Origin of the sequence: Vibrio astriarenae, from assembly GCF_010587385.1 — a bacterium.
Taxonomy (GTDB): Bacteria; Pseudomonadota; Gammaproteobacteria; order Enterobacterales; family Vibrionaceae; genus Vibrio; species Vibrio astriarenae.
Genome location: NZ_CP047475.1, coordinates 2,423,312 through 2,446,789, shown reverse-complemented (window position 1 = coordinate 2,446,789; position 23,478 = coordinate 2,423,312). Strand labels below are relative to the sequence as shown.

Genomic DNA, 23,478 nt, shown 5'->3' with positions numbered 1-23,478 from the left:
GAAACAGCGTGTCCATAGAACTTATCGTTGTCTTGTGCTTGCTTGGCGGTTTTGTTGGCCTGATGGCTGGCTTGCTAGGTATTGGCGGCGGCTTGATTGTCGTTCCAGCTTTGACATTCCTCTTTCCTTTAATCGATGTTCCTTCTGATATTATTATGCCAATGGCGTTAGGCACTTCTCTGGCAACGATTATTGTGACTTCAGGTTCGTCAGCATTAAATCATCTTCGCCTGGGAAATGTCGATTTCTTTGCGGTTAAATGGCTGATGCCCGGCGTTGTCGTGGGTGGTTTTCTGGGGGCTTATGTTGCAGAGTTCATACCATCGGCCTATCTACCCAAAGTTTTTGCCGCTATCGTTTTTTGCCTCGCGCTACAAATGTTGCTGTCGTCACGCAGTCAAAAAAACTATCCAATGCCCTCAAAACCAGTCACTCTGTCTATCGGCTCGGGTATCGGGTTAGTATCAAGCCTTGCAGGGATAGGGGGCGGCTCGATGTCAGTGCCATTTTTGAATCGCCATGGCATCGAAATGCGCCGTGCAGTAGGGTCGTCTTCGGTTTGTGGAAGTGTGTTAGCTATAGCGGGAATGGTGGGTTTTATATTGAATGGTGTCAGTGCTGATGACCTTCCATCGTATAGCCTCGGCTATATCTACCTTCCGGCGCTGCTTGCCGTTTCACTGGTTTCAGCATTAACGACGCGCTTTGGTGCTATGATGGCCACGAGTATGCCAACCGTGCAGTTGAAGCGCCTATTCGCCGTATTTTTATTCTTTGTAGCAGGTATCATGCTACTCAAATAGTATTATCACAATTAGAGAAAGTAACTATGTCTCAAGGATTTATTGAATTTCCTAACATTGACCCAGTGCTGTTTAGTCTTGGGCCTTTGTCCGTCCGTTGGTACGGCTTAATGTACCTAGTCGGTTTTGTTTTTGCCTTGTGGTTGGCTAACCGCCGTGCAGATAAAAAAGGCAGTGGTTGGACTCGTGAGCAAGTGTCAGATTTGTTGTTTGCTGGCTTTTTAGGTGTGGTCATTGGCGGCCGTGTTGGCTATGTCATTTTCTATAACTTTGATCTTTTTATTCAAGACCCGCTCTATCTCTTTAAGGTGTGGACAGGGGGGATGTCTTTCCATGGTGGTCTGCTCGGCGTGATTACCGCCATGTTCTGGTATGCAAAAAAGAACGGTCGAACTTTCTTTGGCGTAGCGGACTTTATTGCACCACTAGTGCCATTTGGCCTTGGTATGGGGCGTTTGGGCAACTTCATGAATAGTGAGCTTTGGGGGCGTGTGACTGATGCGCCTTGGGGGGTGGTATTCCCGAACGGTGGTCCGCTGCCTCGCCATCCATCGCAGTTGTATGAAATGGCACTCGAAGGTGTGGTGCTATTCTTTATCCTGAATTGGTTCATCAAGAAACCACGCCCACTTGGATCTGTATCAGGTTTATTCCTGCTGGGGTATGGTACATTCCGTTTCCTCGTTGAGTATGTCCGTGAGCCTGACGCTCACCTGGGTCTATTTGGTGACTTTATTTCGATGGGACAAATCTTGTCTCTACCTATGATTATTATTGGTGGACTCATGGTGGCTTGGGCGTATAAGCGTGGCCACTATTCAGACCAATCAAACGCAAAGAAGAGTGAATCGTGAAACAGTATTTAGATTTATGTCAGCGCATCGTTGATGAAGGTACTTGGATTGAAAACGAGCGTACGGGTAAACGTTGCCTGACAGTGATCAACGCTGACCTGACTTACGATGTCGCGAACAATCAATTCCCTCTTGTAACAACGCGTAAGAGCTTCTGGAAAGCGGCGGTTGCTGAGTTGCTTGGCTACATTCGCGGCTACGATAATGCTGAAGATTTTCGAAAGCTCGGAACCAAGACGTGGGATGCGAATGCGAACTTGAACGAAGCTTGGCTGAACAACCCATATCGCAAAGGTGAGGATGATATGGGCCGAGTGTATGGAGTACAAGGCCGCGCTTGGGCAAAACCGGATGGCGGCCACATTGACCAGCTGCGCAAGATTGTCGACGATCTTACCCGTGGCGTGGATGACCGTGGCGAGATTCTAAACTTCTACAACCCGGGTGAATTCCATATGGGTTGCCTACGTCCGTGCATGTACAGCCACCATTTCTCTTTGCTCGGTGATACTCTGTACTTGAACAGTACCCAGCGCTCGTGTGATGTACCACTAGGTCTGAACTTCAATATGGTTCAAGTGTATGTGTTCCTTGCTATCATGGCTCAGATCACGGGTAAGAAGCCAGGGGTTGCTTATCACAAGATCGTCAATGCGCACATTTATGAAGATCAGCTTGAGTTAATGCGAGATGTGCAGCTTAAACGCGAGCCGCTAGCCGCACCACAGTTCAAGATTAACCCTAAAATCAAATCACTTGAAGATTTAGAAACTTGGGTAACACTGGATGATTTTGAGGTAGTGGGTTACGAGTCACATGATCCAATTCGTTACCCATTTTCGGTGTAGCCGAACCGTTTAACTCTCGACTTTAAAACGAAAAGAGGATAGCCACTTGGTCTATCCTCTTTTTTATTCTTAATGAACTCTGAACGTTATAGCCCTTTCAACAAAAGGTTCTCACCTTTCTTTTTAGGCTTACGCTTGAGCAGGATGACCATTAACAAGCCACACAAGAAACTAAGAGCAATTAAGCCATACATGTAGCGGTCACTTTTTCGGTAGAAATGGTCTGATACCGCGGTTACGCGTCCTGTTTCAAAGGTGATACGCACAAAGCCAATGATGGCACCATCACTGATCACAGGCTCTACCAATTGCTGACGTCCTATTCTTGCTGTGGAAAGTGGGGTATCAAGACCAAGTACTTCTCTCGCACTGAGAGCTCCCTCACTTGCGGCGAGCTTGATGCCTTCGGCGTCATAGACAGTCGCATCGAATACCAAACGGTCTTGAGCAAGCTGATTAGTCAGGGTGAGAAGGCGCTCTTGATCCTCTTGCTCGATCATTTCACTGGCAGAGAGTGAGGCTTGTGAGATGAGTATTTTAGTCAGCGTTTCCAACTGGTTTGCTTGGATACGTTCATTCTCTTTGCTGATGCGTAAGCTGTTTACCGCGATCACGGCGACCATGGTCGTGAGCAGGATAAAACCGACGACTTTTAGAGCATTGCGAAAGGAGAATAGTGACTGGTTCATAACCTAAGCTCATGAAATATTCATATTCACGTAATATTGATACTTGCGTTTATAAAAAGCAATAGGGTAACGTTATTGAAACTTCGACAGGATGAGAAACATGGATTTGTTACGTAAATTACCCATTCGCAAACACACAGCACTATTGAATCGTTTTCCAGAGGTGCACGCGAGCTCGCAGTTAGAAAAGAGCAAAGCTAATTGGGTTATTTTTGGCCGCTCACTGGCGTGTGCTCAGTTAGATGACATCGATTTCTACACTGGTTTCTACAACCACATTGTTGATGTGTGGCAAGTCGGGCCATATGAAGTCGCCTTGATGCGCGGAAATATGACAGTAGAACACAAGGCGATTTTGGATGAGCTAGAGCTGGAATATGCGACCTTGCATGATGTGCCGGACTTGTCTAAACCAGGGCTGATTGTGTTTGATATGGATTCAACGGCCATTCAGATTGAGTGTATTGATGAAATTGCCAAGCTCGCAGGTGTGGGAGAAGAGGTCTCTGAAGTCACAGAGCGCGCTATGCAGGGAGAGTTAGACTTTGAGCAAAGCCTTCGCCAGCGAGTAAGTAAACTCAAGGGTGCCGATGAATCCATACTTGAGTCTGTACGCAGTACCTTACCTTTGATGCCTGACTTGACTGCCCTGATCAACGCGTTAAAAGGTTTTGGCTGGAAAACCGCCATTGCTTCGGGTGGCTTCACCTATTTTAGTGACCACCTTAAAGAGATGCTTGAGCTGGATTATGCCCGCTCGAACCAACTGGAAATTGTTGATGGTAAGTTGACTGGCAACGTGCTTGGTGATGTGGTCTCTGCTCAAACTAAGGCAGATATCGTGCATGAGTTAGCTGAACAGTATGACATTGAAATCCACAATACAGTTGCAGTGGGTGATGGTGCAAACGATCTGGTTATGATGGGAGAGGCGGGCCTTGGCATTGCCTATCATGCTAAGCCCAAGGTAGAGCAAGAGGCACAGACAGCGATTCGCCACATTGGGTTAGGCGGAGTACTTTGTATTTTATCTGCTCAGTATGCCAAGCAAGGCAAGGTGAGTTGGAAAACCAAGTAAATCAAACCCAAATAGCCTTTAACAAAAATGACCGCGAATGCGGTCATTTTTGTGTTACCAGATTATCGTTTTATCGGGTGAGCTCCAAGCGAACTAGAACTTCATCAGTCACATCGACAACCTCGCTGTAACCCACAATGCCGAGGATCTCTTTTTCGAGATTTCTCGCCTGAGTCAGGCTTATCGAAATGAGTTCATCAATATCTTTGCGCAGCAAGCTAGTGATGGGATCAAAAACCGGCGCAGAAGAAATGCGTAGTGCGAAGAAGCGACCAACGGTCTGTGCTTTCTTAATAAATTGCAATCGCTCTTTGACAGAATCGAACTCTGTCGACAAGCGTGTTTGTACCCGTTGAGTACGCTCATTGAGCAGCATAGAGTGTACATACACTTCGAAGTAGTGTGGGCCAGCGCCATCAATACGCTTCATTGGCTGCGCAATGAGAGTATTGGTTCGGCCCTTAAAGATCGGGTCGAGTACAAATTTACGCTCACCGCCCAAACGAGCGAAAGGCATTAAGCAATCTGCGAGAGGCTGGTTAATACCAATAACTCTTGGTTTGATATTGTTGTTTTGCTTTTCAAAAAACAGCGGAGCACTGACGACCTTATCGAGCAGGATATTGTGTAGGCCTTCTAGAATGGCGTTACTTGGTAGTATCTCGTTCTTTTCTATCAGTTTGCCTTCATTGTGGCGTATGACTTTCTCAAAAAAGGCAGCAACACGGCTGTTTTCAGTGTTGTACTCAAGTTTGAGTTGAATCTGTTTACCTGTCGAGCCAACACGAACAGCCTGATAGCTAACTTTGCTTAGCGGCAAAGACTTATCATAGAGCTGTAGCTCTTTAAAGTTGAGATGACACATCTCGTCAGCAATCAGATTGATGGACTCGTTGAGTATCACCCCGAGGCCATGTTTTGAGATGTCAGTTGTCACACCCGCGACGGTTTGCCCTGAATGATTGCTCAGGAAAATCGGAGAGCGAAGCTTATAACGTGGCTCACGGCGTCGAGTACAAGCATCGAAGTAGAGAGAGAGTACTCGGTTATCCGTTGCTCTAGATTGTCTGAACTTATTCAGCACCTTGGTATCGAGCAGTGGCTTTTCTGATAATAGGTAGTCTCTGGCAGATTGTGTGTCAGCCAGTTCCTGCAAAACGCCACAGTGTGTCAGCTCTTGAGCATCCAGGTTTAGCTCATTCGCATGACGAGCAAGTTCTTCTCGTTCTTCACTGTCTAGCTCAAACACATGAAGCTTAAATACCTTCCAACTCGCCCGACGAGCGCCGACATGCCAAAACAGTTTACGCTCTTCTCGATTGGCCTCTGGCACCATCATCGAGTAGAACAGGGATTTATCTTGGTGTTTGTGTTTAAACGAATAGAGAATATTGCTGGTGGACTTCACTCCTGTCTGAGCCATGAGAGACATGCGCTCTTTGCTAAACAGAGAGCTGAGTGCTTGTTGATTGCGCTCATCCTGCCAATATTGCCAGATGGATTTGTTGTTTTCTGTCATCAGGACGAGTTTCAGCTCATTTTTGCTGAAAAAGACGGGCAGGTTGCAGGTGTGCTTAAGAAAAGTATGTTCATAGCCACGCGTTCGCGCACGAATGATCTTATCTTGGTTATCATGGCGCACGCGCTGGCTGGTGTTCTTCAGCGCTTCTCGAATTAAGCGATCAGGAAGATCGCTAGGAGAAAGCTTGATCGTACGTAGATACTTTACGGCATCATTCTCATAACACTGGTCGATACCGACGACTCGATAGTCTAGATGATTATCGACATCTTCAATCTTTGAACCTTTTGCCAGTTCTAAAAAGTAGACGTCGATGACTTCACCGAGTTTGTAGTTGAACGCTGTCGGCACTTTAAATTTAGCGCCAGAGTCAGAGAGATCGACAGTCACAGCGTGAATCTGCTGCCCCTGCGAGAGTTTCATTTCAACTTGAGAAGCCACTTTGAGGCGATTCTCTTTTCTTTTCAAGTCAAAGCCCAAGTGTACGGACTCGACAGAAAACTGATACTCTTCGACGCCATTCGGGTTTGTCGTTGCGCGGTTCTTCTGAGTCATTACGCGGTAGTTATTGCGCGTGTTGACCATCGCTTCCCAAACGCCCTCAGTATAGCTTCCGTACTTCTTAATATTTTTGTGATAGGCGTTAAAGGCCACATCATCTAACCAGTGTTGAATACCATCAAGCGTAAACTCGCGACATTCACCTTGAACCCTCCCACGGAGATCGATTTTTTTTGTGCAAGGTGACATAAGACGATTCATTTCCATCTTAACCAATAGTTTAGCGGTCGGTGAGTGATCACCAACGACTTGGTCTAATACGGTCTCAAAGTCTGCCGCATGGTAGGCAGGGAGAAGGCGCTCAACGATGGAAAGGATTTCGGCTTGTTGCATGTTTTTGTTAGACTTCGGGCTTAATTAAAATTATCGACTGTATAACGTTAATCTTTAACGTTATTCCTTGTTGCATTTTAGAAGTAGCTATCACTCTCACTCAGTGTGTCTTGCGCTGTGACTTTAGATGAAAGTCATGGTGTTGATGCCGTCAGTGAGTTAAGTCTTTATTGACCAATCATGTGCGCTTAAAATAGCGGCTCGTTAGTATCTTTTATATTGTTCAAATTATCAAATAGGTAGTTATGGCTAAGGCAAAACGCGCATACGTATGTAATGACTGTGGCGCAGATTTCCCTCGTTGGCAGGGACAGTGTAATGCGTGTGGTTCGTGGAACACCATCTCAGAGGTACGCATGGCGGCCTCGCCGACCGTAGCGCGTAATGAACGACTTTCAGGTTACGCAGGCGCTGCTGATGCGCAGGTGCAAACTCTGGCAGAGATTGACTTACAAGAAGTCCCTCGCTTCTCAAGTGGCTTTAAAGAGCTTGATCGGGTGTTGGGTGGCGGCATCGTGCCGGGTGCAGCGATTTTGATCGGTGGCAGCCCTGGCGCGGGTAAGTCAACACTGTTGCTACAGACCATGTGCTTATTGGCTAGCCAGATGCCGACATTATATGTTACCGGTGAAGAATCTCTGCAGCAGGTCGCATTGCGTGCATCTCGTTTGGGTTTACCGAAAGATAATTTGAAAATGCTCTCCGAAACGAACGTCGATCGCATCTGCCAAATTGCGGAAAAAGAGCAGCCTCGATTGATGGTGATTGACTCGATTCAAGTGATGCATGTATCCGATGTGCAGTCTTCACCGGGCAGCGTAGCGCAAGTACGAGAAGCGGCAACGGCTTTGACCCGCTACGCAAAGCAAAATAACGTGGCAGTGTTCATTGTTGGTCACGTAACGAAAGATGGCACACTCGCGGGACCTAAAGTACTAGAGCACATTATTGACTGTTCGGTACTGCTTGATGGTGGTACCGATAGCCGTTTTAGAACTCTGCGTAGCCACAAGAACCGCTTTGGTGCTGTCAATGAGCTTGGTGTGTTTGCCATGACGGGGCAAGGGTTGCGTGAAGTGAGCAATCCTTCTGCTATATTCCTCTCGCGTGGCGAAGAGGAGACTTCGGGTAGCTCGGTCATGGTTGTGTGGGAAGGCACGCGCCCATTGCTGGTGGAGATCCAGGCGCTGGTTGATTACTCGCAACTGGCTAACCCACGACGCGTGGCAGTAGGCCTAGAGCAAAACCGACTTTCTCTATTACTCGCTGTACTGCATAAGCATGGTGGTCTACAAATGGCTGACCAAGACGTTTTCGTAAATGTGGTTGGCGGTGTGAAGGTAACAGAGACCAGTGCTGACCTTGCACTCGTCATGGCTTTACTCTCTAGTTTTAGAGATCGCCCTTTACCCAAAGATGTCGTGGTGTTTGGTGAAGTAGGGCTGGCTGGAGAGATCCGCCCAGTACCAAGTGGCCAAGAGCGATTAAACGAAGCATTTAAACATGGCTTCAAGCGTGCTATTGTGCCCGCAGCAAATATGCCGAAAGGTGGCATTGAAGGGATGCAAATACACGGAGTTAAGAAACTATCCGAAGCGATTAGCGCATTTGATGAGTTGTAACAGACAGCTCAGAACTTCCTGAAAGTAGCGCTAGGTGTCGGTAAAATTTGTACAAATACAAATTTTCACCTAGCTTTTACCTACCAGACCGAATAAAAGCACGGCCTTTCTTGGCTGTGTGACTTTTTTTTCACCCAACCGCTCGCAGGGCTATGAGTTTTAACCGAATGTGCTATACTCTGCGCGCACTTTATACCTTATTAACAGAGTAAGACAATGGCAGATTTATCGAAATACAGAAACATTGGTATTTTCGCGCACGTTGATGCGGGTAAAACAACTACCACTGAGCGTATCCTTAAGCTAACAGGTCAGATCCACAAAACTGGTGAGGTTCACGATGGTGAATCTACTACTGACTTCATGGAGCAGGAAGCTGAGCGTGGTATCACAATCCAGTCAGCTGCTGTAAGCTGTTTCTGGAACGGTCACCGTCTAAACGTTATCGATACTCCGGGACACGTTGACTTCACAGTAGAAGTTTACCGTTCTCTTAAAGTACTTGATGGCGGTATCGGTGTATTCTGTGGTTCTGGCGGTGTTGAGCCTCAGTCAGAAACTAACTGGCGTTACGCTAACGAATCAGAAGTATCTCGTATCATCTTCGTAAACAAGCTGGACCGTATGGGTGCAGACTTCTTTAACGTTGTTGATCAGGTGAAGAACGTACTAGCGGCTAACCCACTAGTAATGGTTCTTCCAATCGGTCGTGAAGATGACTTCGTTGGTGTTGTTGACCTACTAAGCCGTAAAGCTTACGTATGGGATGACTCTGGCCTTCCAGAAAACTACGAAGTTCAAGACGTTCCAGCTGACATGGTTGACGACGTAGAACAGTACCGTGAAGAGCTAATCGAGACTGCTGTAGAGCAAGACGATGACCTAATGGAAGCTTACATGGAAGGTGAAGAGCCTTCTATCGAAGACCTTAAGCGTTGTATCCGTAAAGGTACACGTGACCTAGCGTTCTTCCCAACATTCTGTGGTTCTGCGTTCAAGAACAAGGGTGTTCAGCTAGTACTAGACGCTGTTGTTGATTACCTACCAGCGCCAACTGAAGTTGATCCTCAGCCTCTAACTGACAAAGAAACTGGTGAGCCAACGGGTGAAGTTGCAACTGTTTCTGCAGAAGAGCCACTACGCGCACTAGCATTTAAGATCATGGACGACCGCTTCGGCGCACTAACGTTCATCCGTATCTACTCTGGTGTTATGAAGAAGGGTGACACTGTTCTTAACGCTGCAACAGGTAAAACTGAGCGTATCGGTCGTATGGTTGAGATGCAAGCAGATGAGCGTAACGAGCTGACTGAAGCACAAGCTGGTGACATCATCGCTGTAGTTGGTATGAAGAACGTTCAAACTGGTCACACTCTATGTGATCCTAAGCACGAGTGTACTCTAGAGCCAATGATCTTCCCTGAGCCAGTAATCTCAATTGCTGTATCTCCGAAGGACAAAGGTTCTACTGAGAAGATGGGTATCGCTATCGGTAAGATGGTTGCAGAAGATCCATCATTCCAGGTTGAGACTGATGAAGAGTCAGGCGAAACTATCCTGAAAGGTATGGGTGAACTTCACCTAGACATCAAGGTAGATATCCTTAAGCGTACTTACGGCGTTGAGCTAGAAGTAGGTGCTCCTCAGGTAGCTTACCGTGAAACTATCACTCAACCAGTTGAAGATAGCTACACGCACAAGAAGCAGTCTGGTGGTTCTGGTCAGTTCGCGAAAATCGACTACCGTATCAAACCAGGTGAGCCAAACTCTGGCTTCACGTTCTCTTCAACAGTTGTTGGTGGTAACGTACCTAAAGAATTCTGGCCTGCAGTTGAGAAAGGCTTCGAAGGCATGATGGACAACGGTGTTCTAGCTGGCTTCCCTACGCTAGACGTAGAAGTTGAGCTATTCGACGGTGGCTTCCACGCAGTTGACTCATCAGCAATCGCTTACGAAATCGCTGCTAAAGGCGCATTCCGTCAGTCTATGCCAAAAGCTGGCGCGCAACTTCTTGAGCCAATCATGAACGTTGACGTGTTCACTCCAGAAGACAACGTTGGTGACGTAATCGGTGACCTTAACCGTCGTCGTGGTATGATCAAAGACCAACAAGCTGGTACTACTGGTGTTCGTATTAAAGCTGACGTACCTCTATCAGAGATGTTCGGCTACATCGGTCACCTACGTACTATCACTTCTGGTCGTGGTCAGTTCTCTATGGAGTTCGGTCAATACTCAGCTTGTCCAGCAAACGTTGCTGAGCAAGTAATCGCAGAAGTTAAAGAGCGCAACGAGAAGAAGTAATTCTTTTTAAACGCTAGATAGCTTTATAAAAGCCCCGTCAGTGAAAGCTGATGGGGCTTTTTTCGTTGAGGACTGTATAACATAAGTACAGACGAAAAAATCCGCCTTTTAGTAGCGGATTCTCAAGGAGTTTACTGGTACAGCTTTAGAGGTTCTCTTCCCACTGTACTAGTGTGCCTTTCGGCCAATTCTGACCAATATCGTGGTATTTCTTCTCAAGAACATGACGTTTGATCTTCAGCGTTGGAGTGAGGATACCGTTCTCAATACTCCATGGGTCGTCAATCATAAGCACCCCTTTAATCTGCTCATGCGATTCAAGCTGTGCGTTCATCTTGGCGACGACTTTGTGGGTCGTGCGCTCATAGCGCGCTTTGTCGAAGTTAGGAAAATCATGTGGAACGACTAACAGCACAGGTGAAGGCAGACCAGAGCCAATCAAACACATCATCTCTACACGACTGTATTCAAAAAGCTTCTTCTCAATGGGCACTGGGGCCACAAATTTACCTTTGGCCGTTTTAAAGGTGTCTTTCTTACGGCCTTGAATAGTGAGGTAGCCTTCACTGTCAATTGAGCCAATATCACCAGTGTGTAACCAGCCATCGTTGTTAAATGACTCTTGCGTGGCGATATCATTCTTGTAATAGCCTGAGAACAGACCTTTACCACGAACCAAAATCTCTTCGTCTTCAGCGATTTTCATCTCGATACCAGGGCCTGCTTTGCCCACTGAGCCGATCTTATCCGCCCTAAATGGGTAATTGAGGGTGCTGTAGGCAAAGGACTCCGTCATCCCCCAAGCTTCAGTAATGTTGAGGCCGACACTGTGATACCAATCGAGCAGAGCTGGAGAGACGGGAGCTGAACCACACCCCAGCACGCGAGCTTGGTCTAAACCCAAACCATCGGCGAGCTTCTTCTTAATTAGGCTATTAATAAAAGGGATTTTCAGCAGAATATTGAGTTTCTTCTGCGGCAGTTTGTCTTGAATACGTTGCTGGAACAGTGTCCACAGTCGTGGCACCGAAATGAATAAAGTAGGGCGGTGCATCTTTACATCTTCAATAAAGGTATCGAGTGATTCTGGGAAGGCAGTGCATACGCCGCCCGCAATCGAAGAGCCAAAGATATAAACGCGTTCAGTAATGTGCGCCAGAGGCAAGTAAGAAAAGAGTCTATCGCCGTCTTGAATACCAATCAGAGATTTAAGTTGTTCAACTGACCAACTGAACGCGCCATAAGTCAGCATCGCGCCTTTGGGCAGACCAGACGTGCCAGAGGTATACACTAGAGACATGACTTTATCATCGTAATGTTCAGGACGACTCGCGGTCGGCTCGTTCTGCTCAATCAGTGTTGAAAAGAGGTGCTGACATTTCGGAGCGGTATCATAAGGAAGAGCGATAGATACGACGTCAGGGTTAGCATCAATCACCTCTTGAGTCTCCGCGGGATCATCAAGTTTACCCGCAAGCAGAATCTTACTTTCGCTATGGGTGATACAGTACTCTATCGTATCGGCTGCCGCGGTTGGGAAGATAGGCACACTGACAAAATCACCGAGGCTCATAGCAAGATCGCAAATAAACCATTCAGCACAGTTTTTAGAAATCAGGGCAATACGATCACCAGGTTTGGCACCTAAATTTTGCAGGGCACTGGCTAGCCTCAACGCTTTGTCTGCGACTTCTGCAAACGTGAACTCGACAAACTGACGATTGATGATCTGTTTTAAGTAAACTTCATTAGGTTTTTCTTCAGCCCACTTAAGGATCAATTCGTTCGGTGGGGGAAGAGTGCAAGATTGTTGGGCTGCTAAGTTCGGCTGACTCATTGTTGTGCTCCACGTTATGCGCATTCAGTTATAGTTATATGTTAAATTCTTGTTAACATTAGCACAGGCAAGCACAAAGTAAAAAGCCAACTGTGTGATTATCTTCAATATTGTTGACGATAACCTGCAGGAGTTAGCCCTGTTTTCTTCTTAAAAATTCGCGAGAAGTACGAGACATCTTTGTAACCGCATTGATACGCCACGACTGCAACCTTGGTTTGTTTATCTTCCACCAGCATCTGTTTGGCCAGTGATATCCGTTTTGAGATCACGTAGTCACGAAAGCTGATCCCCATCGTTTTCCTAAAAACTTTTGAAAAATAGGTGACAGAATAATGGCATTGCTCTGCAAATGCTTCCTCTCGCAGCTGGCTTGGCAGGTTGGAGTTAATGTAACTTACTACTTGATCAATATCTGGGTTATTAGATGCTTTTAACGTAGGCGTTGAGTCAATAACTCCAGAGGTAGGATATTTAGAGTAATCCAAACGTATTTTTAAATTCAGTGATGTTACCCAGTTCTCGATGTCCTCACATTCTGTAGATATAGAAGAGTAAATGTAGCGACCAGTCGAAATTGATTGGTGGTTAACTTCTCCAGAATAAATGACAATAGCTTTCTTATTTAAATTTTTACATATCCTGGTCAACGACTTAAATAGGTTGATGTCGTCATGGCTTTTGATAAAGAAAAAACAAAGAGGAATATCAGGTTCACTGATTATCGATATATCGTTGCCGCATTCGATAATCTCAAAGTAGTTGGTGATCTCATTGTACATTGGCTTTGCGAGTTCCCGAGGAGTAGAACCAAACCAATAGGCCTTGTGAAGTAGTTTCATAACATCCCTAAAAACAACAAATAAAACAAAATCGAAAAGCATACAAAGCTTAGGAGAGTGGCTTGCCACTGTAAACTAATTGACGATATTTGTCGGTTGAATCCTGTCTTTGTCTAGCCATTAAGAGGTAAATATCCATCGTGTTGGTATTCAACCTGATGAAAAACAAACTGTCTCAAAAATTAGAGAGAAGTTTTACGTTTTTTCAGCCATTTGGTTCATATTTTTAGTGTTTTTCTAATAATATTATTAACTATTAGTGAGTTACTCGTCTTGTATGACCATCTTATTAGTTAGAAGCATCCATCTGTTGCATATTGTAAAAGGCGTATAAGTTATTGATTTAGAGTATTGATTCTTTTTTGTGTGGCAAAAAAGTACCAATGATAATCAAGAAAGTCCTAACCCCTAAGTTTATTCAGTCCTAAATTTTGAATTAGTTAAGGCGCAGCAAGTCAGATAGGAACGCTGCAAGTTCAATGAAGGAGAGAAAGTCATGAAACAGTTAACTAAAAACATCAAAGCGTTTATGCAAGATGAAGAGGGGCTCACGGTTGTTGAATATGTCGTGGGGGCTGCGCTCTTAGTTATTGCACTTGGCGTAATGTTCCAAAATTGGGGCACAATTCTACAAGGTGAGCTTGCAGACATATTCACTTAAAAATCTGCTGCACCTAGAATAAAGTTCGCTTCTATCAGTAGCATGATAACCCTCTTTAATTCTGAATATCCATCAGATTAGGAGGGTTTTAATTCACTAGAACAAGGAAACGCTCAATAAAGCAGATAGTAATACCAGTGTTATAAGGATTTTTGCTATCCAAATTATGTCAGGCGTTATTTAGTTGGTGAAAAAATGATACTCACCATTTTGATATGGACGAATCTCGTAGTAATAGCAACATACGATGCGAGAGAACATCGAATCCCAAACATATTGGTCTTGACTCTTGTCGTTATAGCTTTGCTCAACAATTGGAGCTTATTTCGGAGCTCTACTGAACTGACACTAAGTATTTTAGCAGGATGCACTCTTTTCTTGTTGAGTTTTTTTCTGTTTGTTCTGCGAGCGATGGCGCCTGGTGATGTAAAACTATTGGGTGCGGTTGGTTGCTTGCTAGGTTGGCCAAATTTAGGTAACGGAGTGCTTTGGATATGTGTTGCCACCGTTTTGGTCGGTTCATTTTATGCCGCTTATCAAAGCGCCATAGTGTCCTCTGGACGCAAAAGCACAGCTACCTATATAGACATTCCAATACTATTGAATCCGAAAGCTATCTCTATAGCACATAACGTACTGGCGAAGCCCAGTCCATTTGAAAAGAAGATGGTAATGCCTTTTGCTCCAATAGTTGTTATTGGGTTGTCCATGTATAGCTACTTTAGTTAGAGAGGGGAACATGGCGCAAGTGATGACTGAAATTAATTTTGACTCGAAACAGATGCCTCAAATTAAAGCACCACGAGTGCCGACGACGTTTGAGGAGATAGAGGTTCCGAGAGTTGTGCTCGACAATTTAATGCTCAAGCAACTCGCCGCGTACCCAAAATCTGACGTTCTGGAACTGACCAAGTTAATAGGGCTTAACAGCCATATTGTTGAAGAAATATTGGCAGGTTTAAAGCGTAAGTCTCTAATCGAGGTGTTCCAAGCCGATGGACCGTCACCGATGCAAAAAGGGCTTGGGCATATAAGGTTTGGATTGTCCGAAGCTGGTAGTTTGGAGGCGGATGAAGCTTTTTCGAAAGACGCATACCTCGGCCCTGCCCCCGTTTCAGCCGAACAGTATAATAAAGTCGTAGTATCACAGGATGTTAGACTCAATTTAATATCTCGCGATGATATAACGAAAGCACTATGTGATGTGTCGGGGAGCGAACGTCTCATCGATTTGCTAGGTCCCGCCGTCAATTCAGGCCGCGCACTTTTGCTGTATGGCGAAGCTGGTACAGGTAAGACTTATGTCGCAACACGTATTCTAGATTCTCTCAACTCTTCGGTGTTTGTTCCTTATGCAGTCTACACTGCCGGTAACATAGTGAAGGTGCTTTCGCATCAACACCATAAAATTTTGGATGATGGGGCGTCCTCAGGGAGTTTGATATTTGAAGAGCAGTTCGATCGTCGTTGGGCACTATGTCACAGACCAAATATCCAAGTTGGAGGTGAGCTAACAATGGATATGCTGGAAGTTAACCACTGTGACCACAGTAGAGTGTGGATGGCACCACTACAAATGATGGCAAACAATGGCGTATTAATTATCGATGACCTTGGGCGACAGGCTGTATCGGTCGATAGGCTACTGAATCGATGGATTGTTCCAATGGAGCATCGTTTTGATCAGTTTGTTTTACCTAATGGCCAACAAATGTCTATCCCTTTTATTTTGACGTTGGCGTTTTCAACCAACCTGGCCCCGGAAGATATTGGTGATCCCGCTTTCTTAAGGCGATTAGGTTATAAGATTGAATTCGGCCCTCTCACAGAAGCAGATTACTTGGAACTATGGTCAATGGTTTGCAGTGACAAGGGTTTGGATTTACCTGAAGACACCCTAGAACACCTTTTAGCACTCCACAAGCAGCGCGGAGTTAGTTACTACCCTTGCGTGCCTAAAGACTTAGCAGGAATTAGTAACGATATAGTGGCATTTGAGCAGTCAGAGAACATTGTAACACCAACAGTTTTGAGTCGAGCGTGGGAAGTGTACTTTACTGCTGGAAGTAAAGGAGGAAGCACCAAATGAGTAAGGGTCAGATAGTTTTATTGTTTTTACTATCCGTGGTTTTGGGTCTTGCAGCTGTTTTTTTTGCTAAGAAATGGATGGATGGACAAGTACAACCACAAGTAGAGGTCGAGGTTGTCGAGCGCGAGCCAGTGGTTGTAGCGGCACAAGAAATTCAGCCTGGCACAATACTAACCAATCAGCACTTGACGATAAAATTGCTGGAAAAAGATTGGCGTAGTGAAGACCAATACATATCTGAGGAGGACCTGGTCGGGCAGATAGCAGACACTCTGATATTGGCCAATGAAATCATTACTAAGCCTCGAATTGCTCTTCCGGGCGAGGGTTCAACACTAGCTGCATTGATACCAGACAATAAGCGAGCAGTTACCATTCGTGTAAACGACGTTATTGGTGTCGCCGGATTTCTATTACCAGGTAATAAAGTGGATGTGTTGAATACGGTTAAATTAGGAAGAAACTCTGCTAATACATCGACGATTTTAAGAGACATCCGAGTGTTGGCTGTAGATCAGACCGCAAAAACGGATGATAACAAGCCGGTTATCGTTCGAGCAGTTACTTTGGAGGTGAGTCCTACAGAGGCGGAGAAGTTGATGACGGCACAGAGTAAGGGGGATATTCAATTAGCGCTAAGAAATCCTCATGACGACTACAAGCCCGTTGCGAAAAAGCGTTATGTAGCACCAAGTGTGACGATAATAAAAGGAACGGAATCCTCGAAAATTCGAGTGAGCAATTGAGGTGATTCATGAAGCATATAAAGATAATAATATTTTCGATTATTCTAATGTTCAGCACTACTGGAATAGCAGCCACTCAAACAGGTCAGGTAGTGACAGTACCTCATCACAAATCGACACAGTTAACACTGTCCGGGAAAGCAAAGCGAGTATCGTTAGGCGACCCGGATGTTTTAGACATAGTGATGCTGAAGTCAAACGAAGTCTTCTTGATTGGTAAAAAACTCGGTTCCACTAACTTAATGGCGTGGGATAGTCGTGGCAGATTGCTGGAGTCGATTAATGTTCAAGTCACTCATGACCTTAATAGTTTGAAAGGGAAGTTGTTTGAATTCTTACCCAATGAGCCAATTGAAGTACACAGTGCCCAAAATCGTCTAATCCTTAGTGGACAGGTGAGTAACCAAGCTGCAATGAGTATGGCTCTCAGAATTGCGGAAACTTACGCTTCAGGTAACCCGGTAGACAAAGAGACAGAGTCGCTTAGTGCCCAAGCTGATCAGACAGGTGTCATTAACTTAATGACGATCGGTGGAGCACAGCAAGTAATGTTAGAAGTTACTGTTGCTGAGGTGCAGAGAAGTTTGGTGCGTCGCTTTGATGCTGATTTTAATTTCTTCCAAGACAACGGCAGTTTCTCTTTTGGTGCAACTTCTGCTGGTGGTGCTCTTTTAGGTGGCTTGGGTCCGATTTTCAATGCTCCTGCGGTAGAGAGTACTGGCTTGCTCGGGTCGTTTATTGATGATAATACGCTGTTCACGTTCGCATTGGATATTGCAAAGCAAAATGGCACAGCAAAGGTCTTAGCAGAGCCAAATTTAACGGCTTTAAGTGGTTCTAAGGCAGAGTTTCTTGCGGGGGGTGAGTTTCCGATTCCGGTGCCGGACGATGATGGGATCACTATTGAGTACAAAGAATATGGTGTTGGCTTGAAGTTTATTCCGACCATATTGAGTGATAAAAAGATCAACTTAAATCTGGCAGTAGATGTTAGTGAAATTGCAAACTCAAGCTCATTAACGCTTGAGCCAGGCGCGACAAACAGCGTTTATGTCATTCCCCCCATTACACGCCGAAGCGCGAGTTCTACACTAGAGCTAGCAGACGGGCAGACCATAGGTATAGCAGGGTTACTTAGCGAGAACGTTCGAGATGTAATAGAAGAGGTACCAGGCTTTAGTGATATCCCTGTACTTGGGCAGATGTTCAACAGCCAGGAATATATCTCAGGTGAGACTGAATTGGTCATTTTGGTCACTCCACGTCTTGCACAACCGATAGATCGTAACCGAGTCACTTTGCCGACAGATGCGTTTGTTGAGCCTAATGATTTTGAATACTACTTACTGGGTAGAGGCGCAGCCATAGACAACGAGGCAGCACGTGATAACCCCCCCAGAACGTCCTCATCTACTTCGATAATTGAAAACTCGAAGGGCGGCACCGAGGGATCTTTTGGTCACAGTTTATAGGGTAAAATCTGATGAAAGTACTAAAATTAAACTTAGTCACTTTGATGACTCTAGTCGGAATGGTTGGGTGTGCAAACTACGAACCGCTGGGTGAACACGTTGCAAAATTGCGAGCAGAACAGACATATAATCAGAATGCAAGCTATGAAAACTTGGGTGTAGTGCCTACGGGGAGTGGTGAAAGAATGGAAGGTGCTTATCAAGCCTACACTGGTAAAAACAGTGATGACTTACAAGGCACAGATAGTCAATTTATAGAAGGGTTTTCAACAGAGTAATCCTTAAGGACAGATTATGAGTAATCGTCTTTGTTCACACCCCAGCAAACAGAAAGGCCTTGTTGCGGTCATGGTTACCATGGCCATGATTGGTGTATTAGGCGTTGTAGCACTAGCAGTCGACGTCAACCACGCGCTGTTAAACAAAACGAGGTTGCAAAATGGTGTTGATGCAGCAGCACTTGCGGGTGCGGTTGTTTTAGATAGTGGAGGGTCGCCTGCTCAGGCTACGACGGCCATCAATGAGACACTGACTAACGTAACAAATGCTTCTGGAAACGATGAAATGACCTTTTCTAGTGGAACGCTGATCATTCAATATTCTAATGATCCGAGGGTATTTCCCGATTCGGATTACACGGTCTCTGATGACAGTTACGTTCGAGTTTCTGTTAGTAGCTTCCCTCTAGAAGATTTCTTCGCTGGTATTTTTGGCATAGCAAAAGATATAGACGCGAGTGCAGTCGCTGGCCCAAGCCCCGGTATAGAAATATTGCAAAACGTTGTCCCAATAGCAGTGTGCTCTGGTGGTGAAGGGTTAGGTGCAACTGGGTACCTCCAAGACAAGATATATGCACTCAAAATGGCGAGCCAGCAGCAATCGGAAATGGGGCCGGGTAACTTCCAGCTTTTGGATTTTGGTTCTGGTGCGGCGACTATTAGAGATGCACTCGCTGGTGGGTACGAGGGTGAGATAGATATATCTGAGGACGTCACCACCAAACCCGGCGGCTCAGTCGGACCAGTAGGTCAGGGGCTAAACACTCGTTTCAATGTCTACGAGGGCGGGGGGGTAAATTCTTCAGATTACCCGCCAGACATATACACTAAAGAGCCGGTAACCAAAGCGACGTTAGATAGTGCTGGTGAGGTTGTTTACGAGGATACAACTGGAGCTGACGGTAACCCATGGATGTATAGCGACTACCTCAGCGAGTTGGGTTGTAATACAGATAACACAGGGGCCTGTACATGCACGGCTGGCTCAGCCAATTGTACAGTGGACCAAGGCGGGCAACCGGACAGACGCATTTTGCCAGTACCTATTGTTAATTGTGATAGTGCTGATGGTGGTACTTCGACATATAGCATAGAAGCTATTGGATGTTTCTTTATGCTCCAGCAGGCTCCTACCAGTAATTCTGGTAAAGAACCTGTATTCGGTGAGTTTATTGAGGATTGCACTGTTACAGGGGGCACGCCAGGTGATAACTCAAGCGATGAGGGACCATACAGAATAGTCCTTTATGAAGATCCATACAGTGAGGATTCGTAGTATGTGTGTGGAAAAGCAAAATTTGAGGCAGCAAAAAGGGCTTGCGGCCGTGGAGTTCATTGTGACCATTCCAGTGTTGTTGCTCATTGTTGTTGGTATGGTCGAGGTTGGAAATGCGCTGGTTAAGTACAACACCCTTAATAAAATGGTGCAAAGCGGTGTTCGTTACGCAACCTCAGATATTCAAGGTACGTCCAGCTATGATCAGATCGCTGATACCACAGCGATAAAAAATATGGTTGTCTACGGCGAAAGTTCTAGCGGCGGTAGTTCTCTACTCGAAGGTGTGGGGGTAGATGATGTGACGGTCACACACTCAAGTGGCTATGTGACGATCACCTTAGCCAGCTCTTATACCCCAGTACTACTCGGGCTCCCTGACAGTTCTCTATACAGCGTGCCACTGAACGCGTCTGCGGTTATGAGGACAGCACCATGAGAGCGGGCTTCAAAAAACAAAGCGGTTTAACCATTGTCGAACTAACATTAGTTGCGACGGCGTTACTAGTGACTTTGATAGCAGTTATAGAAGTCGGTAGGTACGTGTATTCACTTCAACTAATCAATGATATGACGCGTGTGTCGGCTCGATTGGGGGTTGTGTGCCAGGTGGACGATAGAAATGATATACCTGATCTTGTCGTCCCGTCTTACGCACCGGATGGTTTTACGGCAGACAATCTTGTTATTGACTATCTTGATAGTGATGGGGCAGTTGTCGATCTCAGTGGCGCTAATGCCTTCAACTCTATTCGTTTTGTAAGAGCACGAGTGGTCGATTTTACTTACCAGTTCACAGGTATTTTAGGAGTATTTGCAGCATTAGGAGTCATCAACGTTCCAGAGTTTGAATCCATAAGGCCAAGAGAAAACCTGGGCTACATCAGGAAGATTGACGAAAATTCAAATTCGACCCAAGACATAGTAACGGATTGCTAGGAGATAGGTATGGGAGAGGCAGTGAAGATAACGCGAGAACAGGAAGAACGCCCAAGGTTGCGGACAAACTTGGTTGTTTGGGTCTTCTATATGTCGGAGACGTTTGTCGAACACATAACTGAAGAGATGAAGCGTTGTGACAATCTGCATTTTGAAACAGTACCACTTATGAAAGTGACGCTTTTAGAGTTATCTAAGTTAACACCTCCCGATGTCATTTTTGTTGAAACAGGATTAAATTGGGCGCAAAAAATAGTTGAGTTACAAAATCTGGACAAGCCAATCGTTCCTGAAGGTAATGAAGCTTCGCTAATTGTGTTTGGTGATGAAGATGACAACAGTGCGTTGAGAATAGCTTTAAAGCTTGGAGCAAGCGACTTTATATCGAGTTCATCACCGTTGATGGGTTTTTACCCAATTTTGAAGGGTGTTGCAGAAGACAAAATTTCACGCAGAAACATGGGGGAGTTTATTGTCTTTATCAACAGCAAAGGTGGAAGTGGGGCGTCTACGCTTGCTCTCAACTCAGCTTTAGAAATAGCAACTCACCACCCTGACCAAGTGTTGTTGCTGGACTTGGATCTTCAGTTTGGTGTTATTGAGGACTACTTGAACATTACATCAAGCTACAGTCTTGCCGACGCGATAGCTCAAGTAGGCGACATTGATGAGAGTTCTCTCGGAGGTCTGGTTACTAAGCACGATTCGGGTCTGCATGTATTGGCTTTCAACCACGACAACCCTCACGATAACTACGAAAAGGCACACCAAATCAAGAAGCTATTACCAGTTCTAAGGGAGTACTACCTTTACGTTATTGTGGACTTGTCTAGGGGAATGGATCGTCTTTTTGCTAGTGTTATCGCACCGGCCACAAAGAGCTATATTGTCGCTCAACAAAACCTAGTCTCGATAAAAAGTGCCAGTCGCATTGTAAAGCAACTCTCATATGACTTCGGAATAAGTAAAGATCAAGTCGAGATAGTAGTAAATAGGTATGAGAAAAAAGGCACGATTGGCGTAAAGGATATGGAAGAGACAATTAATGGTGTAAAGCTTCACCTTATCCCCAACGATTTTAAAGTGGCGATTGAAAGCGCGAACTTGGGTAAATCCTTGTTTGATGTGAAGAACAATAGTGCAGTCAGCAAGGGCGTGAAAGAATTTGCTCACACAATGATGCCAGAGCAAAACATTAAGAAAAGTTGGATCAAGCGTTTATTTTCCTGATCCATTATTTGAGGGGTGATTATGTTTTTTAAAAGAAAAAATATAAACCCTGAGTTACAGGAAAAAATAGCTACTGCAGAGAGACACGCAGGAAAGTCACAGGATGATGCTAGTTTTGAAGTTGGTCAAGATTTACAACCCGTACCTGCTCAGGATATAGGCGAGAAGGAAGCTGAGGCGAAAGAGCAAGCAGTTCAAAAAGCCTTAAGACAGCTTAGACAGGAACAAGAAGTAAAGCATTTTTACCATCAAAGGTTGTTAGAAACGCTGGATCTAGGTTTATTGGCGAGTTTAGAGACCGATAAAGCGAAAAAAGATCTTCACGAAGCTATCTTACAATTGATGACAGCGGATCAGTCTCATGTCCTGAGTGCTGAGGGAAGAAAGCGAGTAATTCAACAAATTGAGGACGAAGTGTTTGGGTTAGGCCCGCTTGAGCCTCTTCTACACGATTCTACGGTATCAGACATTCTGGTTAATGGCCCAAAAAATGTCTATGTTGAACGACACGGGAAATTGGAGAGAACGCTTTATACATTCTTAGATGACCGGCATTTGAGAAACATTATCGACCGAATTGTAAGTCAAGTAGGACGTCGGATTGATGAGGCTTCTCCAATGGTTGATGCTCGCTTGATGGATGGCTCGCGTGTTAACGCCATCATTCCACCTTTAGCACTCGATGGACCATCTTTATCCATACGTCGTTTCGCTGTTGATAAGCTTACGATGGACAATTTGTTAAGCTTTAACTCACTCTCTGAACATATGGCACGATTCCTTGAGGCTGCGGTTCAGGGGGAGCTTAATATTCTTATATCAGGTGGTACTGGTTCAGGTAAGACCACCACACTCAATATATTTTCAGGCTTTATTCCAGAAGAAGATCGTATTGTAACAATAGAAGACTCTGCCGAATTGCAACTTCAACAACCTCATGTTGTTCGTTTAGAAACACGACCAGCGAACTTAGAGGGAAAGGGAGAGATAACTCAGAGAGACTTAGTTAAGAACTGTCTCCGTATGCGACCGGATAGAATTATACTTGGTGAGGTTCGTGGAGCAGAGGCTGTGGACATGCTAGCTGCGATGAACACGGGTCATGATGGATCGCTTGCCACGATTCACGCTAATACCCCAAGGGATGCGTTGAGTCGGGTGGAAAATATGTTTGCCATGGCTGGTTGGAATATGTCAACCAAGAATTTACGTGCTCAAATCGCATCAGCGATCCACCTTGTGGTTCAAATGGACCGTCAAGAGGATGGCAAGCGAAGAATGGTTAGTATCTCTGAGATTAATGGTATGGAAGGCGAGATAATAACCATGTCAGAGATTTTTAAGTTTCATCGACAAGGCGTTGATGAAAAAGGAAATGTTTTGGGATATTACACTTCAACCTCGATAGTTCCCGACTGCCACGACCAGCTAGTAAAACGTGGACTGGATGTACCCTTTGAGCTTTTCAATGAAACTAAAGGTTAAGGATAATCA

The 23,478-nt window shown here is 45.2% G+C and carries 21 protein-coding genes; 17 read left to right on the top strand and 4 right to left on the bottom strand.

All coding sequences use genetic code 11. The features are described from left to right. The first annotated feature begins 8 nt into the window (after positions 1–8). Genes GT360_RS11445 through GT360_RS11435 form a run of 3 tightly spaced genes read left to right on the top strand, consistent with a single transcriptional unit; the run spans position 9 to position 2,505 of the window. On the top strand, positions 9–803 hold the full coding sequence (locus GT360_RS11445; RefSeq protein ID WP_164648998.1) for a sulfite exporter TauE/SafE family protein: 795 nt from the start codon (positions 9–11) through the stop codon (positions 801–803). A 26-nt stretch (positions 804–829) separates the two neighbouring features. Further along, complete coding sequence (gene lgt, locus GT360_RS11440; protein WP_164648997.1) at positions 830–1,657, top strand: prolipoprotein diacylglyceryl transferase; 828 nt, start codon at positions 830–832, stop codon at positions 1,655–1,657. Continuing rightward, positions 1,654–2,505 carry a thymidylate synthase gene (locus GT360_RS11435; protein WP_164648996.1) on the top strand — a complete coding sequence of 284 codons (852 nt, stop codon included), beginning with the start codon at positions 1,654–1,656 and terminating at the stop codon, positions 2,503–2,505. Before lgt ends, GT360_RS11435 begins: the two co-directional genes overlap by 4 nt. Positions 2,506–2,591: 86 nt before the next feature. Here the strand turns inward: GT360_RS11435 and GT360_RS11430 are convergent, their stop codons facing one another. Then, on the bottom strand, positions 2,592–3,194 hold the full coding sequence (locus tag GT360_RS11430) for a YtjB family periplasmic protein (protein ID WP_164648995.1): 603 nt from the start codon (positions 3,192–3,194) through the stop codon (positions 2,592–2,594). A gap of 100 nt (positions 3,195–3,294) precedes the next feature. Here GT360_RS11430 and serB point away from each other — a divergent pair, with 100 nt between their 5' ends. After that, complete coding sequence (gene serB / locus GT360_RS11425; protein ID WP_164648994.1) at positions 3,295–4,272, top strand: phosphoserine phosphatase; 978 nt, start codon at positions 3,295–3,297, stop codon at positions 4,270–4,272. Positions 4,273–4,342: 70 nt separating this feature from the next. On the opposite strand, the gene GT360_RS11420 is transcribed toward serB, so the two are convergent. Beyond that, on the bottom strand, positions 4,343–6,688 hold the full coding sequence (locus tag GT360_RS11420; RefSeq protein WP_164648993.1) for a PilZ domain-containing protein: 2,346 nt from the start codon (positions 6,686–6,688) through the stop codon (positions 4,343–4,345). A 245-nt stretch (positions 6,689–6,933) separates the two neighbouring features. Between GT360_RS11420 and radA the strand changes: the two genes are divergently transcribed. Both radA and fusA read left to right on the top strand, forming a co-directional pair. After that, positions 6,934–8,310: a DNA repair protein RadA gene (gene radA, locus GT360_RS11415; RefSeq protein WP_164648992.1), complete on the top strand. Its 1,377-nt coding sequence runs from the start codon at positions 6,934–6,936 to the stop codon at positions 8,308–8,310. A gap of 216 nt (positions 8,311–8,526) precedes the next feature. Then, the gene (gene fusA, locus GT360_RS11410; RefSeq protein WP_164648991.1) at positions 8,527–10,614 is read left to right on the top strand and encodes an elongation factor G; all 2,088 of its coding nucleotides are present in this window, start codon (positions 8,527–8,529) and stop codon (positions 10,612–10,614) included. Between the two features lie 145 nt (positions 10,615–10,759). On the opposite strand, the gene GT360_RS11405 is transcribed toward fusA, so the two are convergent. Both GT360_RS11405 and GT360_RS11400 read right to left on the bottom strand, forming a co-directional pair. Beyond that, the gene (locus GT360_RS11405; RefSeq protein WP_164648990.1) at positions 10,760–12,451 is read right to left on the bottom strand and encodes an AMP-binding protein; all 1,692 of its coding nucleotides are present in this window, start codon (positions 12,449–12,451) and stop codon (positions 10,760–10,762) included. 104 nt (positions 12,452–12,555) lie between these two features. Then, positions 12,556–13,293: a helix-turn-helix domain-containing protein gene (locus GT360_RS11400; protein ID WP_164648989.1), complete on the bottom strand. Its 738-nt coding sequence runs from the start codon at positions 13,291–13,293 to the stop codon at positions 12,556–12,558. A 496-nt stretch (positions 13,294–13,789) separates the two neighbouring features. Here GT360_RS11400 and GT360_RS11395 point away from each other — a divergent pair, with 496 nt between their 5' ends. The 11 genes from GT360_RS11395 (at position 13,790) to GT360_RS11345 (ending at position 23,469) form a co-directional block, all read left to right on the top strand. Next, positions 13,790–13,954 carry a Flp family type IVb pilin gene (locus GT360_RS11395; RefSeq protein WP_164648988.1) on the top strand — a complete coding sequence of 55 codons (165 nt, stop codon included), beginning with the start codon at positions 13,790–13,792 and terminating at the stop codon, positions 13,952–13,954. A gap of 195 nt (positions 13,955–14,149) precedes the next feature. After that, a complete protein-coding gene (locus tag GT360_RS11390; protein ID WP_164648987.1) occupies positions 14,150–14,683 on the top strand; it encodes a prepilin peptidase in 534 nt (177 codons plus the stop codon). 10 nt (positions 14,684–14,693) lie between these two features. Further along, positions 14,694–16,043: a P-loop NTPase family protein gene (locus GT360_RS11385; RefSeq protein WP_164648986.1), complete on the top strand. Its 1,350-nt coding sequence runs from the start codon at positions 14,694–14,696 to the stop codon at positions 16,041–16,043. Then, the gene (gene cpaB, locus GT360_RS11380; protein ID WP_164648985.1) at positions 16,040–16,789 is read left to right on the top strand and encodes a Flp pilus assembly protein CpaB; all 750 of its coding nucleotides are present in this window, start codon (positions 16,040–16,042) and stop codon (positions 16,787–16,789) included. The genes GT360_RS11385 and cpaB overlap by 4 nt, the downstream gene beginning before the upstream one ends. Positions 16,790–16,797: 8 nt before the next feature. Continuing rightward, positions 16,798–18,261, top strand: coding sequence for a type II and III secretion system protein family protein (locus GT360_RS11375; protein ID WP_164648984.1), 1,464 nt, complete (start codon positions 16,798–16,800; stop codon positions 18,259–18,261). An 11-nt stretch (positions 18,262–18,272) separates the two neighbouring features. Beyond that, a complete protein-coding gene (locus GT360_RS11370) occupies positions 18,273–18,539 on the top strand; it encodes a hypothetical protein (RefSeq protein WP_164648983.1) in 267 nt (88 codons plus the stop codon). 16 nt (positions 18,540–18,555) lie between these two features. Further along, the gene (locus GT360_RS11365; RefSeq protein WP_204274529.1) at positions 18,556–19,815 is read left to right on the top strand and encodes a pilus assembly protein TadG-related protein; all 1,260 of its coding nucleotides are present in this window, start codon (positions 18,556–18,558) and stop codon (positions 19,813–19,815) included. 7 nt (positions 19,816–19,822) lie between these two features. Beyond that, complete coding sequence (locus GT360_RS11360; RefSeq protein WP_239502550.1) at positions 19,823–20,254, top strand: TadE/TadG family type IV pilus assembly protein; 432 nt, start codon at positions 19,823–19,825, stop codon at positions 20,252–20,254. After that, complete coding sequence (locus GT360_RS11355) at positions 20,251–20,754, top strand: TadE/TadG family type IV pilus assembly protein (RefSeq protein WP_164648981.1); 504 nt, start codon at positions 20,251–20,253, stop codon at positions 20,752–20,754. Before GT360_RS11360 ends, GT360_RS11355 begins: the two co-directional genes overlap by 4 nt. Before the next feature lie 9 nt (positions 20,755–20,763). Beyond that, complete coding sequence (locus tag GT360_RS11350; protein ID WP_164648980.1) at positions 20,764–21,984, top strand: AAA family ATPase; 1,221 nt, start codon at positions 20,764–20,766, stop codon at positions 21,982–21,984. Between the two features lie 21 nt (positions 21,985–22,005). Beyond that, positions 22,006–23,469: a TadA family conjugal transfer-associated ATPase gene (locus GT360_RS11345; protein ID WP_164648979.1), complete on the top strand. Its 1,464-nt coding sequence runs from the start codon at positions 22,006–22,008 to the stop codon at positions 23,467–23,469. Positions 23,470–23,478: the final 9 nt, after the last annotated feature.